The 16,954-nt window shown below is 55.7% G+C and carries 7 protein-coding genes; 3 read left to right on the forward strand and 4 right to left on the reverse strand.

The window, feature by feature from the left end:
- Positions 1-6: 6 nt before the first annotated feature.
- The 3 genes from SCM96_07070 to SCM96_07080 all read right to left on the reverse strand — a co-directional run bounded on the left by SCM96_07070 (position 7) and on the right by SCM96_07080 (position 9,793).
- Positions 7-6,030, reverse strand: coding sequence for an alpha-2-macroglobulin family protein (locus SCM96_07070; protein ID MDW7760381.1), 6,024 nt, complete (start codon positions 6,028-6,030; stop codon positions 7-9).
- A 115-nt stretch (positions 6,031-6,145) separates the two neighbouring features.
- A complete protein-coding gene (locus SCM96_07075) occupies positions 6,146-7,588 on the reverse strand; it encodes a S9 family peptidase (GenBank protein MDW7760382.1) in 1,443 nt (480 codons plus the stop codon).
- A gap of 654 nt (positions 7,589-8,242) precedes the next feature.
- On the reverse strand, positions 8,243-9,793 hold the full coding sequence (locus SCM96_07080; GenBank protein MDW7760383.1) for a M20/M25/M40 family metallo-hydrolase: 1,551 nt from the start codon (positions 9,791-9,793) through the stop codon (positions 8,243-8,245).
- Positions 9,794-9,963: 170 nt separating this feature from the next.
- Between SCM96_07080 and SCM96_07085 the strand changes: the two genes are divergently transcribed.
- Complete coding sequence (locus SCM96_07085) at positions 9,964-11,661, forward strand: D-aminoacylase (GenBank protein MDW7760384.1); 1,698 nt, start codon at positions 9,964-9,966, stop codon at positions 11,659-11,661.
- A 20-nt stretch (positions 11,662-11,681) separates the two neighbouring features.
- On the opposite strand, the gene SCM96_07090 is transcribed toward SCM96_07085, so the two are convergent.
- Complete coding sequence (locus SCM96_07090; GenBank protein MDW7760385.1) at positions 11,682-13,130, reverse strand: GWxTD domain-containing protein; 1,449 nt, start codon at positions 13,128-13,130, stop codon at positions 11,682-11,684.
- Positions 13,131-13,279: 149 nt separating this feature from the next.
- Between SCM96_07090 and SCM96_07095 the strand changes: the two genes are divergently transcribed.
- Positions 13,280-13,960: a GntR family transcriptional regulator gene (locus SCM96_07095; GenBank protein ID MDW7760386.1), complete on the forward strand. Its 681-nt coding sequence runs from the start codon at positions 13,280-13,282 to the stop codon at positions 13,958-13,960.
- A gap of 130 nt (positions 13,961-14,090) precedes the next feature.
- A complete protein-coding gene (locus SCM96_07100; protein MDW7760387.1) occupies positions 14,091-16,829 on the forward strand; it encodes a TonB-dependent receptor in 2,739 nt (912 codons plus the stop codon).
- Positions 16,830-16,954: the final 125 nt, after the last annotated feature.

Raw genomic sequence — 16,954 nt, forward strand, 5'->3', positions numbered from 1 at the left:
CCCGGCCTACTTCACCTCCAGGGCGACGCTCGCCGAGTGGCTGTTGAACTCCGGCGCGTACATGCACTCGATGTGGGCCATGCCGTTTTGGTAGATGCCCCGGTGCTGGACCCGCAGGCTGTACTCGAAGACATACGTCCCTTTCGGCAGGTAGTCGATAAAGAAATGCGTGGCCGCGTCCCGCGTCGCCTCGTAGTAGGCCAGCCCGTCCTGGAACTTGTAGTGTGACAGGACGTTCACGGGTTCGAGTCCGCTGCCCCGGTGGTCCCGCATGTGGACATATTCCATGTCGCGGTCCGTCCGGAGCTCGATCCGGACGACGACGGTGTCGCCGACGGCGAGCGGCCCCCGGACGGGTTCGATCACGGGTCCGCTCCGGGTCTGGCGTCTGACGAAAACGGATTTTTTCAGTGTGAGCGGATTCTGCTCATGCGGCGTAATCCGGGAGATATCCTCCAGGTACTGCCAGTGGACGCCGCCCCAGGCGATTCCCGCATCCGTCTTCCGGACTTCGATTTCGCCCATGGCCGCCTTGACTTCGGATCCGGCGAAGCGCTTCTCGTAGAACCCCGTTCCGGCCTCGACCTTTTCCGGCTCGACGGTTTTTCCGCCGAGGGCCACTTCGACGATCGCGTCCGAAGCCAGGAGATCCGTTCCCCGCAGGATCAGGGCATAGACGGCCTCGGCCGTGGCCTTGGTCGTCTTCCAGTCCTGCGTCTGTTTCTGCTTCAACAGCCAGATCTTGCATTCCTCGACGGCTTGGGTGTCGTTCATGACCTCGCCGAAGGCCTCGATCATGACGGCCTGGGTTTCGATGGGCGCGCGGTACCACCACCAGGAGAGTTCGGTCTCCGCCCAGTACCGCCCCATCTCTTCGTCGAATTTGCTCCGCTCCTTCATCGAGCGCATGATTTTCCGAGCCGTTTCCTTGTCGCCCATGCGGTTTAAGCCGAGGGCGAGATGGGCCTGGCTCTGGCGGTTGTCGAGCCGGAGCCAATGCTCCGCAGCCTGGGCGAGGAAATAATCCACAGCCTTCCGGCTGCCGTCGGGGATAGGCCGCTCACTCAGATAGAAGCTTCGAGCGTAGAGATAGAGGGCGACGGTCGGGCTGAGGTTGTTTTCGTCCTGGGTTTTATATTCGAGAATCCTTTCGTAAACCTCCCGGATCCAGTTGTCCAGGCGCTCGATCGCCTTCAGGGCCGGCTCCTGGGACAGGCCGGCGACGCCGAGAGGCTTGAGGCGTCCGAATCCGGTGACGATGTACAGGGTGATAAAATCGTTCCCCCTTCCGCCCGGGAACCAGGGCCAGGATCCGTCGGCGAGCTGCATTTCGGCCAGTTTGCCCATGGCCCGTCCGATCTCCCGGTTCATGAGATTCTCGTCGAACAGCCGCCCGATCGCGCGCTTGGCCTCGGTTTCGGATTTGGCCTGGAGGACCCAGGGCGACTCCTGGAGCAGCACACTCTTCAGATCCTCGTTCTTTTCCAGGTTGGACTGCAGCGCGTCCGTTCCTTTCCACAGGTCGAAAATCCGCCGGATCCGGGGACTGGAACCGGCGATCGTCCGGGCCAGGGCGTTGGCGTAGAGACGGTTGAAGACCTGCTCGGAGCATTCGTAGGGATATTCCATGAGGAACGGCAGGGACTGGATGGCGTACCAGGCCGGGTTGGAGGCCATCTGGACCGTGAGTCCAAGATGGCGGAGCGTCGGGGATGTGTCCGATTCCGCGAGCTTGTTGAAGCGGAATGTCTTTTCGCCTTTGCCGCTGATCCAGAGAGGGATGGATTCTCGGACGAAAAGGCTCCGGCTGAGGACCGGAAACATTCCTTCCTCGCCGTCCGAAAATTCCTTCGTCGCCGCGACGGCCCGGAAACCCGCCGCCTCGATTCCGTCCGAAACGGCGAGCGGCCAGGAGAACGACCGGGACTGTTTGGCCGGAATCGCAAATGTCTGTTTCGGCGCGACATGGGCCAGAGCCTCGTCCAGGGAGCTTTCGTTTCGTGGATCGAAGAAGCGCAGTTCGACGGCGCCCCAGGCCTCTTTTTCGGTCATGTTCGTGACCTTGACCGTGAATTCGAGACGGTCGCCTTCGCGCAGAAAACGCGGCGGGTTGGGCTGGACCATGAGTTCCTTCTGGGTAACGGTCCGGGCCTCGATCGATCCGCTCATGAGGTCCCGGGTGTGGGCGAAGCCGAGAAACCGCCATTCGGTCAGGGCTTCCGGCATCGTGAATTCGAGGGTGACAACGCCGTCCTTGTCGGTCAAAAGGTGAGGGTAGAAGAAGGCCGTCTCGTTGAGGTTCGTCCGGGCCTGGACCGCGGAGAGATCGATCTCGGGTGCCGCGGCTCCGGGTTCTGAGGGTTCTCCTCCGCCTGCAACGACTCCTCCGATGACACCTCCAACGACGCCTCCGACGACGGCGGGCGCCGGCGGCGCCTCTTCCCGAACCGACATCATGGCTTCGTCGGCGACGGCTCCGGCCTCGGGCACGGCCATGGGCATGCTCCTCATGCGGTATTCGTATCCCCAGGCGTCCTCGACGACGTCCCGCGGCAGTCGGACATAAGTGGGTTCGATGAAGCCGCGGTGGACGCGGAGATTGTCGCGATGCGTCCGGAGATCTTCCCGCCGGTTCGAGAATCCGGCCGGTCCGATGGACGTCTCGCCCCGGAATATCCCCGATATCCCGGGAAAGCCGTGGCCGTAGAACTGGTCGAGGGAGACGTCATAGAGAGAAGCGACCATCTCGGCCGCATGGATTTCCGCTCCCTGCCCCGAAATCCGGAGCGACCAGGTTTCGGCCTGGCCGGGCCGGAGCTTGGAGCGGAAGCTCTGCCATTGCAGATCGAGCCGCTTGTTCGACCAGGGCACGGCCACGCGCCTCTCTTCGCGGTACAGGCGGTTCTCCTTGACCATCATGGCGATGACGGTGAATCCGCCCCGCCATTCTTCGGCGACCGGGACGCGGAGGACGCCCTGAGTTTTCGATGAGTCGTTCCAGGAGCGGCGGAGAAGCCGCCCGCGCCGGTAGATCTCGACCAGAACGGGTCCCCGCTCATAGCCCGTCCCCCAGAGCATCTCGAACGTCTCGCCCGGCTCGACGGAGTAGGTTTTCGCCGCGACGTGGAAGGGGACGGGGATCCGGAACGTTTCGGCCGACGGGTCGAGAACCAGGAAATAGTAAAGGGATTCCACGTCCGTCCCGTAGGAATCCCGGGTTTTCAGCCGGGCCTTGTAAGCGCCCGCCGGAAGATCGAAGGACAGGGTCTCGGGCTTGTCCCGGTCGGCGCGCGTCTCGAACTCCGACGCGGCGGCGCGGTCGCCCTCGGGCCATCTCCGCCAGTCCGAAGACTCGGAAAACTCCGCGTCATCCCCGGCCTGACTTTCCCGAACGGCGGTTTCTCCGATCATGTCCACGGGAACGGGACTTTCGGGTCCGCGCAGGGCGAACACCTCGACGATCCCCTTGGCCGAGGCCGGCTTGCCGTTCAGGGTCACGGTGGATATTCTGAGGTTGACCGGTTTTCCGGCTTCCTGCCATCCGTCGCTCGAAAGGTTTGCCTCGATCGCGGCGTAACCCAGGCGGACGCGGCCCCCGGCGCTCCGCGTCTCTCCGGTTCCGTCCGTGACATCGGCCGTGATGGAGAACGTGAAGACAGGTTGGGAAGATGGGGATACGGCCGGATCGGGCCGGGCCTTGAAGGCGACGACGAATTTTCCCGCCTCGTCCGTGCGGGTCGTGCCGTGGGCGATCTCCTGAGCGCTCTCGCCGGCCGACGGGCCCCTTCGATAAAACCACCAGACCGGGAAGCGGACCTGGCGGACCACCCGGTACTTGACGAGAGCGTCGTCGATCGGCGCCCCCGTGTAGGATAGGGCCTCACCCGGCACGGAGATTTCTTCGTTCAGCCGGAACTCGCGCTCCGGGACTTCGATTTTGACCTGGAACTTGGGCCGCTTGTATTCCTCGACCCGGACCGTGCACGATCCGCCGGGATCTTCCGTGGAGATGGACATGGCTCCGGTCAGCCGATCGGCCGGGGCGGTGAAGGCGCCGCTCACGGTCCCGAAATCGTTGGAGACGAGGTCGAGGGCCGCTATCTCCTGCCCGTTGGCGTCGCGGAAAACGACCCGGAGTTTCTTCCGGGGCAGGATTTTATAGTCGTCCGCCTCCCGGTCCACTCTCAGGCAAAGCCCCTTGAAATGGATGGTCTGGCCGGGGCGGTAGAGGGACCGGTCGGTGAAGAAGATCGTCCGGCTGTAAGTTTCGTTCGGGTACCGGTATGAGGGCGAAACGGAGGTTTCGGCGAGCCGGTCTCCGGACGCATCCTTGACGAGGAGAAGCGTGGTATAGGAGCGCTCGGTCTCGGAGAAGGTGAATGTGCCCTGGCTGTCCGAGCGGGTTGAAGCCTTCTTATTGAAGGCGGAGGTCCTGTGGTTGTATTCGTAGTGCGTGATATCGGCTCCGGGGACCGGGTCGCCGCTTTGATTGTCGACGACCAGGCCCTCGATCCCGGGTCCCGGACCTCCCAGGACGAGGCCCAGTCCGCTCGACCAGAACGAACCGGCCGCGATTTTGTTCTCCTTGTCGCCGAAACTCCTGTCATAACTGCCCAGGATCCGGTAGAAGCCCGGGCCGAGGGCCGGAATCTCGATGATCTCCAGGCGGCGTTTGTAGTCCGGAGTCGGCGCGAGACGTGCGGACCACTCCGCCTCCGGCTTCCGGTCGAGCCACTTTTTCATGCTTGCGTCGGTCGTCCATAGAAGATCCCCGGCGTTCTTTCCGGAGATGAGCGCGTCGAAATCCTCCTTGACGGCGCGGAAGTGGATCTCCTCGATGTTGCGGTATTCGACGACCATTCGGGATGGCCGTCCGGCCGCCGCCACGCGCTCGGTGCGGACGTCGTATTCGCGGGCCGTGATCCCCCCGATCAGGGCGTCGCAGTTTTTTCCGCCGATCGAATCCGGATGGGCCTTGCGGCCCCGGTCGGCGAGGACATAGGCCGCGACGGCATCCCCCCCGGCCAGGAGCTCCTGCGCGGCCAGGAAATCCGCCATGGAGGACATGACCGAACCGGAGTTTCTTTCGGCGATGTTCTTCAGCCGTTCGAGATAGCGGCTCGAAGCCTCCTCGCCGGCGGCCCAGTTCCTCATGGTCCGCAGGCGATGGAGGTCGGCGTCCAGGAAGACGTCCCGGTCGCCGTCGCGGCGATGGAAATCGAGAAGACCCTGATACAGAAGAAGCGCCCGGAGCTTCGGAGAATCGACATCCGTCGTCTCGGGCTTGAACTTCAGGAACTTGTCCGCCGGGCCGAGCACGGGCGAAGAGGCCTCGATCATGAAGGCGTCCTCGGGGGCGGCGGCGGCCTGTTCGCCCGACGTATAGAAATCGAGCGCCTCGAAGGCGACGAAATCGTAGAGCGTCGGACGGAGCGACGAGGGCTGATTTCCGGCCTGGAGAAAGTCGCGGTAGACGGCAAGCGGCGTTTTCTTCAGGGCGGCTTCATCCTTGAGAATATCCCGGTAGATAGTGTCGATTTCGCGGAAGAGGCGGCGGAGGTCCCAGGTTGTGAAGTCCGTTTCATCGATTCCGCCCGCGGTCGCCTCGCGCCGCATGAAGCGCCATCTGTTCCGTTCGTGGTAGTGCCGGTACCATTGGGCCAGGATGACCCGGAGCATGGTCTTCATTCCGGCGGGGGCTTTGTCGATTTCCTCCCGGATCCGGACGATCCGGGTTTCGGGTTTGTTGCCCTCGATCAGGGATTCGAGAATGAGCTGCCGGGACAGGGCCTTCAGGGCCTCGCTTTCGCGGTTGCCTTCGAGGCTCAGGGCGACAATCTGTTTCAGATGGTCGATCGCCGTTTGGGGCAGGCCGTCGCTCTCGGCGGCCTGGACTTTTTTCCAGAGCTCCTCGGTCGAGCGTTTCGTCTTGTCCTGTTTGGAATGATCCTTCATGACGCCTCCCAGACCGAAAATCAGACCGGCCAGAATGACGATCGCAAATATCAAACGAACGGCTGTTCTGTTCATGGTCCCTCCCGCAAACTCCATTTTAATACACTTGGCCTTGAAAATGCCAAACCGAAGCTCGGGAATGGCCGGTTCGATGCCGGCTCGTTCGAAAAAAATGATCCTGAGGTTACAGCTATTTTTTGGAATTCCGCCCCAGGTGTTTGTTAAACCATTTCAACACCCTGTCGGTGATGTCGACGACAAATTTCGGTTCGCGGGGACTATGCGGAGTCCTTGGGTATACGATCATTTCCGTCGGGCAGCCCTGCTGTTTCAAGGCGTTATAGAATTCCAATCCCTGTCCGATCGGGATTCGTGTGTCGACTTCCCCGTGAAGAATCTGTGTCGGAGTTGTGACGCCCTTCACATTGAACATTGCCGAATGCTTCATATAGGCTTCCAAGCGGTCCCAAGGCTGACCTCCCATATAGTCGGGAATAAAGCCCGGGACATCGGTTGTTCCCGTGAAACTCATCAGATTCGGAAAACCGGCACCGACACTTGCGGCCTTGAATCGGTCCGTCTTCGTAACGACAAATGAAGTCAGATAGCCGCCATAGCTCCATCCCATCACACAGAGCTCGTTCGGATGCGCAACTCCCATTTCAATAACCTTGTCGACTCCGCTCATGACGTCTTCATAATCGCCGAATCCCCAATCGTTGTAATTGGCAAAACGGAACTCACTGCCATATCCGGCGCTTCCGCGCGGATTCGGGCGAAGAACCGCAAACCCTTCCTCTGCGAAGACTTGGGTCGGATACAGGGAAGACTCAGCCGTATACGATTGGATATATACCCCTGTCGGACCCCCATGAATATTGAGAAGCAGCGGATACCGCCTTCCCTTCTCATATTGGACAGGGTAGGTCAGCAACCCTTCCACCTCGAGCCCGTCCCGGGATTTCCAGGTCAGGACTTCCGTTTTGCCCATCGGATATTGAGGGTAATGGGCATTGACCTCGGTCAATTTGACGGAATTCCGATCTTCCGTATCCGAAATATAGATGTCCGGGGGAAGTTCGGTTGTCTGATAGATATAAGCCATTGTCCGTCTGTTTTTGTCGTAAGCCACTCCGGAATACGCGCCGGGGCTCTTTGTGATCATACGCGGTTGACCGCCGTCTATCGGTAAGGCGAACAGGCGTTGTGATGTTTTGGATGACTCCAGATAAGTGAATTCTCTTCCGTCGGCAGACCAGCCCATGATTTGCGAAGAATAGCGGTCATGCGTCTCTGCAAGTTTTTTCGCCTCTCCGCCTTCGGCAGGCATCACATAGAAGTCCTGAAGAAAGGCATATTTCGTGTTGCCGTTATCCGAAGCAAAAACGATTTTCTTTCCATCCGGAGAATATCGAGGTTTCGAATCCACGCCTTTCCGCGAGATCATGGGCCTCACCGGTCCGCCGTCGGAAGGAACACAGGAGATATCGCTTGTCGTCCAATCTGCGGTGAGGGGAGATTCCAGGTGCTCGAAAACGATCGTCGTCCCGTCGGGGGACCAGTCGAAGGGGGGATTCGAACCCAAAAACGGGTTCGATGAAACATGGAAATCCCCTTTCGTTAGACGAGTCACCTTGCGCTCACCCCAAGCATCTTTCTCAACGGTTATCGTATAAAGATGAGAATATCTAAAATTTATATCCAGAACACGGGCATCGCGCCTTTCCCGTTTTCGTTGCGTCTCCTCTTCAGAAGGAGGATCTGTCATGGTATAGGCGATTCTCATCCCATCAGGCGACCAGGAATAGGCATTGACGCCTGAAATCGTTTTTGTCAATTGTTCGGGATCACCTCCAGAAAAACGGGAAAGCCAGATCTGGGTCTTTTTATCGCTTCCGCGCGAAGAGAGGAATGACAGATACTTTCCATCCGGAGAAAACGAAGGGCTGTAACAGGAGCTGTCTCCATATGTGAACTGATAGTTCATTGTGCCGTCTGCCGCGACGATCCAGATGTGCGTGCGATATTCTGATAATTCTCCTTCGGTTAAGGCCTCTCTGACTGTGTAAGCGATGCGTTTTCCGTCCGGAGAGACGGCCGTTCCTCCAACGCTTTTGTAACGCAGCATGGTTTCTGTCGTCCATCGTCCCGTGGATTCCTGCGCTGAACCTTGTGAAATGCACAAGGCCATAAAAGAAAGACATGCCATCATTGATAGGACATACGTCTGTTGACCAAGCTTCATTATGACTCTCCCGATTCCAGACCCGAATGAAATGACGGTCGGCTATCGATCCGCCCACCGATAGGACGCGATATAGACCAGTTTCGCGATTTCCGCCATGATATCCGGATTCACATTATAAATATCGTCGGCGGACCTGTGATAATGCAGGCCGGGGCCGTCAGACATCAGCGCCGCACATGGAATCCCCTTGTCATTAAAGGGCCGGTAATCGGAGCCGCCTCCAGGGCCGGTGATGTCTCCGAACTTCCCCAAGATACGGACATGTTTGTCGGCATCCCAGATGCTTTTTTTGAATTCCGGCGGTTGTGTTGTGGCCCGGCCTGTCGCTTTTCTTCCGTCGCCGACCATGTCAAGATTATACATCGCGTCAACTTTGGAGAACTGTTCCGGGATATGATCGACAAAAAAATGCGAACCCTTCAGTCCCATCTCTTCCCCGCCGAACAACACAAAAACAACCGAGCGTTTTGGGCGTTTTCCCGTATGGGCAAATGCCTCGGCGATCTCCACAACGGCAGCGCTGCCGCTCGCATTGTCATTGGCGCCGGGAAACAGGATCCCCAGGTGAGTGCCGTTATGGTCATAATGCCCGCCGATGACAATGCACTCCGTCTTCAGTCGAGAGTCGCTCCCCTCGATAATTCCGACAACATTATACCCTGTTCCTTCCGGGAAAAACTCTGAGACGACGCGGTAGCTGATCTTTCCGGCCAATTCAAACGAAATGGGGCGTTGATATTTAAGAAGCGTTTGCTTCAGCTCGGCAACCCGAAATCCCTTTTCTTCAAGGAGAAGATCGGCGGATTTTTCACTGAGAATCACGGAAGTAAATCCTTCGATCCAGTCCATGTTCGGATTGGAATGAGGCTCATAGATATAGAAGAGGCCAAGCGCGCCTTTTTCTTTGGCCGTTTTCATTCTGTGGCGGTGTTCATTGTGCGGTTTGAAAGCGGGATTGTCAGGGTCCGGCACCCCGCGGATGCAGAGGACGTATTTGCCGCGGACATCGAGGCCGTGATAATCGTCATAATTCATCTCAGGCGCATGAACTCCCCATCCGGCAAATACGGCTCCGGCTGCATGGTGGCCGCTGTCGGTCGGAAGCATGGGCAGGAAATCTTCTTCAGGCGTGAGCGTGACACTCCTGCCGTTTTGCAGCATGAGCGTCAATTCCGCTTCTTTGACCTTGGTGTAGGGAGCAGGGAAAGCCTGCAGGTAGCCTACGGTTTTGTTCATCGGTTCGAGGCCCCATTCCTTGAACTTCTTTGCCGCCCAGTTTGCTGCGGCGAGATAACCTTCATCTCCGGTATAGCGTCCACCGAATTCCGGGCTGACCATCTTTTTGACATAATGATAGGCATCCATCGCCCTGATGGTTTTCAGCCCCTTTTGCAAATGCGGCTCGAGGTCCTGCGCTTGGGAAAAAGAGGCAAGAAAAAGCGTCAATGCGATGACCAGGATCCGTCTCGGTTGTTTCATGAAATTCCTCCTTGGAGAGATACGCCGTGATTTCCCTTCCGATCTCGGCAAAATGGTCTTCATTGTCAACAAAGCCATGTGTGTTGTCAATTGCGGTTGCCTCGTCTCCATTCGGGATGATCCTTGATGCGGAGATCCATCCTTCCTGCCGCCTTGACGGATTCAAGCTGCGTGCTTTATACTTTTTTCTTGTTTAAGATAGTTTTGGGCACAAGAGTTTTCTGATATTTGTCGATGAGTCTTTCCGTGGATTTCGTAGGTCGAAACGATAAGGAGAGCGGATGAGCCGGCTGTTGACCAGGAGAGAATTCCTGAAGACATCGTCCAAGACGGCGATAGGATGGGCTGGGGGAGGAATCCTGCTGCAAGGTTGTGATTCCAGGAAGCCGTTTGATTTGCTGATACGAAGCGGCCGTGTGTTCGATGGAACGGGCGCGGAAGAAATCATCGCCGACATCGGAATCCGTGGAGATCGAATTGTTAAGATCGGAGGAATCGCTTCCTCTCGGGCCAAATCCATCATCGATGCGAAGGGATTGGTGGTCTGTCCCGGTTTTATCGATGCCCATGATCATACGGATGTCGAGCTGCTGGTGAATCCCCGTGCGGAAAGTCATCTTCGACAGGGGATAACCACGGTGGTGAGCGGGAACTGCGGGGGATCCGTGTTTCCTCTTTCGGATGAAACTTATAGGCAAAGACGCAGAAGACTTATGAAGCAATATGGTCTCGAGCTTGACTGGCGGGATATCAGAGGATTTTTCGGTCGATTGAAACATTCCCGATCCGCTCTCAATTTTTCGACGTTCGTGGGACATGGGTCCATCCGGCGTGCCGTCATGGGGTCCGATGACCGGCCTCCCCGGGCCGAAGAACTGTCGGCGATGAAGATTATGGTTGAAGAAAATCTTCGAGACGGCGCCCTGGGTATTTCCAGCGGTCTGGCCTATGCGCCCGGCAGTTTCGCACAACCCTATGAAATCATCGAGCTTTGCCGGGTCGCTGTGAAGAACGGTGGTATGTACGCCTCGCATCTGCGGAGTGAGGATGATTCGCTTTTGGAAGCTTTGGATGAAACCATCGATGTTGCTGAGCAGACGGGGATTCGGATCCAAATCTCACATTTGAAGACGGCCTATCCGAGAAACTGGCCCAAGATCGACGACGTCTTCACCCGGCTGGAAAAAGCTGCGGCTTCGGGAATCAAGGTGTTCTGCGACCGGTATCCTTATGTTGCGGGGGAGACCGGACTCAGCAACTTCAATTTTCCCCTCTGGGCCTGCGAGGGCACAACCGAAGAGTTTTTGGCCCGGCTCAAGGACCCCGCCTTGGAAAGACGTTTTCGGGAATATCTCCGTTTTCGGGAGGAAAAGCTCGGTTCCTGGGACAAAGTGTTGATATCCTCGATCAAAGCCGAACAAAACCGCCGTTTCGAAGGAGTCAGTGTGGCCGCCGCCTCACGGATCGCCGGGAAAGATGTGTTCGCTTTCTTAAGAGATCTTCTTATCGAGGAAAACAATCAGGCCGGCCAGATCATCTTTATGGGGAGCGAGGAAAATCTGAGGAGGATCCTGGCACATCCCCTGGTCGGGATCGGGTGTGACGGCTCTGCCCAGGCTCCCTACGGGCCTCTCGGCCATGGAAAGTCACACCCGCGAAGCTATGGGACCTTTCCCCGTGTCCTGGGGCGATATGTGCGTGATGAAGAGATCTGTCCTCTGCGCGAAATGATTCGGAAGATAACAAGGGTTCCGGCCGCAAATTTTGGGTTCGCCGGCCGGGGTGTGCTCAAGCCGGGTGCCTTTGCGGACATCGTGATTTTCGACGAATACCGGGTCGCCGATCGAGCCACTTGGACTGAACCTCAAAGATACCCGGACGGCATCGATCACGTGATTGTGAATGGCGTGCCGGTCATCAACAATGGCGAGCATTCCGGAGCCCTGCCTGGAAGAATCCTAAACCGGAGTCCGGTCTGACGTGACGGAAAGCGGCATCCTTACCGAATGATGAGGAACGTAACGTCCTTGGTCACGGCGTTTCCGGAATGAATATCCGTAACTTTCACCCTGAGGATGTAATTTCCGGGTTTGAAATTCTTGAGCATGAATGACGTGTGGATCCGGATATCCTTTTCCAAAGATTGATTCGAGCCGGGCGCCGGAATCCTCAGCAGGGATTGGCCCTGATCGAAATATTCATAGGTCACTTCAAAATCATAGGCGTCTGACTCGGGATTTTTTGTGAGATGATAGGCCTCGAAAATGAGGCTCATTTCATCGCCGGTTTTAAATGTGTTTTTGATCATTCCCATATGGCCCCGACCCGCGAGTAGATCGTCCAAATTTTCCCCGCCGTTGGAAACGTAAAGAATAACATTGCTGGTCGAAAGTCCCTGAGTGTTGAAGTCGGGGACGACGAGTTTTTTGTGGAGGGTTCCGACCTTGCCGCTGAAGTTGTCCAGCACAAGGATGTGTGCGTTGTAAGTCGCCGATTCGAGAGATATGGATGTCTGGGCGTACAAGGATTCGGTTTGGAGTGCCTCCATTTCCCCGGGCGAATGTCTGATCTCGATGTCCTTGTTTCGCTCGAGGATGACTTGGCCGAGCGCGTCGCTGACATGGATCAACACATTCAAAGAGAGAAGCGACCGGCCTTCGATCTCCTTCTGGGTGCATGCAGCGTAGGGGATGGACACAGCCAGAGGAATGAGGGATGTTTCCGCTGCGCCTTTGAAATAGAAAAATGCGGCATCAAAAGGGATCTGTTCATAGGTGACTTGCGTGGTGATGATCCCCCTCAGCTCATCCATGCGTTCGAATGGATTTTTCATGATCTCGGCCATATATTCCATGGTGTCAAAGTGGTAGTGGGAGGCATTGAGGTCTAAGGGCTGTCCGCCTTGCTCGGCCAGCCTGACATTTCTTTCCAGAACATAGTTTCCCGTTCCCAATCTGTCGATAAAGACGAATTCCAGGTTGTAGGGAAGTCGCGGGTTCGACAACCCCCAATAGTTCCAGATCTCACGGGGGCCGTGAAAGACGGAAGTGGAGAACGAAGTCGGGGTCATGTCTCTCTGGATGTCTTTAGGAGGCCCGAGAAGAATGTAGACCTTGCCCCTGTCCGTACGCCACCCTTCGATTCCAGCTTTGCCGAAAAGCTTATTGGCCTGAGCGATGCGCCTGAAGTACTCCGTCTTGAATTCATTTTCAGGTGTTTCCGGCCGGGGATCTCGTTTTTTCCAGAAACTCTCTATGAATTTCCCCCGTTCGACTTCGTTGGGAAGACTGAGAAAAAACTCCTTTTCGGCCTTCGTGATGATGTAAGGAACGACCTCATTGAGCCATACCTTGGATGATTCGCTCAAGGATTCCTGCAGAACCTTGGCCTGGATGATAGGCCCGGGTATCAAAAAGAAAAAAGCCATGATCGAAAGGAAACGGTGCATTTGACACATCCCATAATCAGTTAACACCTGCAACCATTGCCTGTCAACTGGAACGGATAAAAAAAGCTTGACATTCGAAAAGAGCGTGCGATAAACTTGCTTAAGCATAAAGCATAGAGCATCAATGACAGAGCGCAAAGGATCGTACAATGGATAAGAAAGACGGAAAGGAAAAAACCTGGGCTGATACCGTGATCGAAGCCCCTCTTACCATACGGGAGACGATCTATCGGCACATCAAGGAAGCCATTTTCAGGGGGGAATTGCAGCCCGGACAAAGAATTACGGAAAGAGAAACGGCCAGGATATTCAATGTCAGCAGCGGGCCGGTCAGGGAGGCGTTCCAAATCCTGTCGGCCGAGAAACTGCTCAACATCAATGCCAGGAAAGAAGTCCATGTCGTCTTCGCCACATTGGATGATGTCAAAAAACTGGTCGATTTCGTGATCGACCTTGACCTCCTTGCGGTGAAGAGGGCTTTGAAATTCATGGGTGATGAAGACATTGCCGATCTCAAGCACTTGACCCGGGAATTGGGAGAGCTGTGCAGCGAAAAGGACAGGCTGGATTTTTCGAAGCTGAATATGAGGATCCATGAAAAAATATGGACGGCCTCAAAAAACCCCTATCTCTATGAAGCCCTCTCGTCCAATCACGAAAAACTTCTGATCCTGGTGAATCATTTCATTTTTTCCCGAAAACCGGCGGTTTTGTCAACGTCCTACGAAAGTCATTTAGAACTGTTGAACGTGTTGGAGAACAGAGATATGAGGAAGGCCGTGAAGGTCGTCACGAAACATTGGGATTGGATACTCGACCATGTCACCTGATGACTTGAGGCGGCTCATCGACAGGGATGTTTTCCATAACCCTTTGGCGAAGAGAGGCGCATTAGCAAAGGTTTTTCATGAGCTGCCGCTCAATTAAAAGTTTCAATATTCCAATCATAAGGAGTTCAAAATGGTGAAGTTCAAAAGCCTGAACAAAGGTTTTTTCCGGGTCGGTCTTATCAGCACGGCACTGGTTTTTCTCGCCTTGAATGGATTCGCTCAGGCGACCCTCGCTACGGTGAACGGAAAGGTGACAGATGAAGAAAATCTGGCCCTGCCCGGCGTGACGATCAATTTTAAGAATGTGGAGACGGGATATGTCTTTGGCTCCATGTCGAGAGACAACGGGACCTACAGTATCTCAGGGATAGAGCCGGGTAGGTATGAGGCGGAAGTGAAACTGCCTGGTTTCGGCACTGAGCTGAGAAAAGGTTTGACGCTCAGTGTCGGAGCTCGCTTAACCATCGATTTTATATTGAAGCAGACCGCTCTTGAAGAGGAGATTATTGTCACTGCGGGAGAACCCATGGTCGAGATTTCGAAATCAGAAATCAGCGGCGTCGTGAACAGAGTCCAGATCGACAGCCTTCCGCTCCTGAATCGAAACTTCGGCGACTTGTCGATCCTGCAGGCTGGTGTTCAGATCGATCCAACCGATAGTTCGGATGTCAGGTCGAACGCCTTGCCCTTCGGCATGGGGGGCATCACCGTCGACGGCGTTTCCAATGAAGAGATGACGGCCAATTCCACGCGGACGTCCATTCCCTCCGATGCCGTGCGGGAATTCCGGGTGATGGTGAATCAGTTCTCCGCGGAATACGGATCCGCGGCAGGAGTGCTCCGCGCGGCCTCGACCCAGTCCGGCACGAATGAATTCCGAGGCCGGGCGTCCTTCTATTATCGGGATGAGATTTTTGACACGCCCAATTATTTCGTCAATCATGACGGATACAAGGGTAATGTCATCAGCGATTATGAGAAGCCGGATTTCAAACACCTGAATCCTTCGGTATTTCTCGGAGGACCCCTCGTCAAGGACAAGTTGCATTTCTTCCTATCCTATGAAGGCGCCTTCAGGGAAACGTACAGTCAGATCACATCTCCGTTGGTGCCTTCGGAAACTGTCTCAATCCCCGAAACGAGGCATTATTTATTCAGCAAACTGAACTATCAGCTCAACGAAAACAATCTCTTCATGTTTCGTGTTGTCCTGAATGACAGCAGCATCAAGAATGCGGGCGTCGGAGGTCTGAATACAAGAGAGATGGCCTATAACAGCCTTCATAATATCAGCGAAGGAGCCATGAATTGGACCTCTTTTCTGTCCAGCTCAACGATGAATGAGCTCCGTGTGCTCTATGCCTGGGAAAACCAGGAATTTGTCACTTCCGACCCGGCGCAAGCCGACGCTTTCTCGATCAGTCGGCCGGGTGGGATGTTCGGTAAAAACACCCAGATTCCCAAGACGCAATGGACCAAAAGATTTCAAGTTGTCGACAACCTCAGTATCTTCACCGGGGACCACAGCCTGAAGTTCGGTTTTGATTACAGCTATGCCCCCGGCGGCGGTGATATTAAAGCTTATAATCCCGGCTATTATATCTTCGCCACGAATAATCCCTTCAATGCGGCGGATCCATTCACTTACCCTCAGGTCTTCGTAAGAATCATTGGCGATACGGTTTTCGAGGTCCCCCAGCATATTTTCTCGCTTTTCGCCCAGGATTCCTGGGCCGCCTCCGATCGGCTGACCCTCAATTTCGGAGTCCGCTACAACTACTACACCATGGCCGATTTCGATCTCAGGCAGTTCGATTTCCCTGCAAACATCAGCCCCCGGTTCGGCTTCAGCTGGGATCCTATCGGAGACAGAAAGACATCCATCAGGGGAGGAGTTGGAACCTTCTCGGCCAACTTGTTTGGGAACACGGCCGCTCAATTCATTTACTTCAGTCAAGTGAAAATGGAGCAGCTTCTGTTTCCCGCATATCCCGATCCTGACGGGATCAATCCTTTCTGGTCGCTCTGGGAATCCATCCTGGGCTTGCCTCCCGGCTTTCTGTCGAATCAGGGCGGACCCCAGAGTCTCGGAACCTATGAACTTCGCGAAGACATGAGAATGCCCTATGCCCTTCAGGCAAGCCTCGGCGCCCAGAGAGAAGTTTTAACGGATCTTTCCTTAGGCGTCGATTTTGTCTACACGCGGGGGTATAAACTTCCCACTGTTGTCGATGAGAATCCCGTTATCCCCGGGACAGGCGGCCTGCGTCAGGATCCAAGCCGGGGAAGCGTGGAAGTCGTTGCGGATACGGGCAAGAGCGATTTCAAGGGGATGTACTTGACTTTGTCAAAGCGGTATTCCCAAGGCTGGTCTCTCGATCTGTCTTATACGTTGGGTTGGTCGAAAGCCAACACGGAGTATATGGATTCTGTGGACAGCTATGACGAGGATGGATGGGAACGCCAGTACGGCCCGACGTCCACCGATGCGCGCCACACGATCACGGCTTCAGGTATAGTCGATCTTCCGTTCGGCATACAGTTGAGCGGAATCGTGTTTTTCAGATCGGCCCTTCCATGGACGGCCTATTACGGCTTTGATGAGAATCGGGACACTCTCTTCTCCGACTACCTGGATTACTACCGGAACTCGCGCAGGGGTTTCAGCCATTTCTGGATCAACAACAGGCTTTCCAAGTTCTTCAGCATCGGATCGACGAGGCTTCATCTCTTTGCCGAAGTGTACAACCTCACCAACAAAGCCAATTTCATCAATATTTCCGCGAACCAAAATTCTCCGCGATTCGGTGAGCCGACCCGGGCGCTGGATCCCAGACAGGTGCAGTTCGGAGTCCGGTTGGATTTCTAAGGACGGAAAAATGTGTCCTGCCGGAGCGGGGGAAACTCGGCTTCGGCAGGACATATTCTCGAAAAAGGAGGACGTCTTGGCATTGACCGTGATTTTCTTTGTCGGCCCCGGCTCTCACGCATGAG

Source organism: Acidobacteriota bacterium (genome assembly GCA_033549365.1).
GTDB lineage: Bacteria > Acidobacteriota > Aminicenantia > Aminicenantales > Saccharicenantaceae > JAWSUF01.

Excerpts from the sequence above, each read along its gene's own strand:
- SCM96_07080 (MDW7760383.1), bottom strand. The coding sequence starts at position 9,793 with ATGGAGACGAGGCAACCGCAATTGACAACACACATGGCTTTGTTGACA.
- SCM96_07090 (MDW7760385.1), bottom strand. The coding sequence starts at position 13,130 with ATGCACCGTTTCCTTTCGATCATGGCTTTTTTCTTTTTGATACCCGGG.
- SCM96_07100 (MDW7760387.1), top strand. The coding sequence starts at position 14,091 with ATGGTGAAGTTCAAAAGCCTGAACAAAGGTTTTTTCCGGGTCGGTCTT.
- SCM96_07095 (MDW7760386.1), top strand. The coding sequence starts at position 13,280 with ATGGATAAGAAAGACGGAAAGGAAAAAACCTGGGCTGATACCGTGATC.
- SCM96_07085 (MDW7760384.1), top strand. The coding sequence starts at position 9,964 with ATGAGCCGGCTGTTGACCAGGAGAGAATTCCTGAAGACATCGTCCAAG.
- SCM96_07070 (MDW7760381.1), bottom strand. The coding sequence starts at position 6,030 with ATGAACAGAACAGCCGTTCGTTTGATATTTGCGATCGTCATTCTGGCC.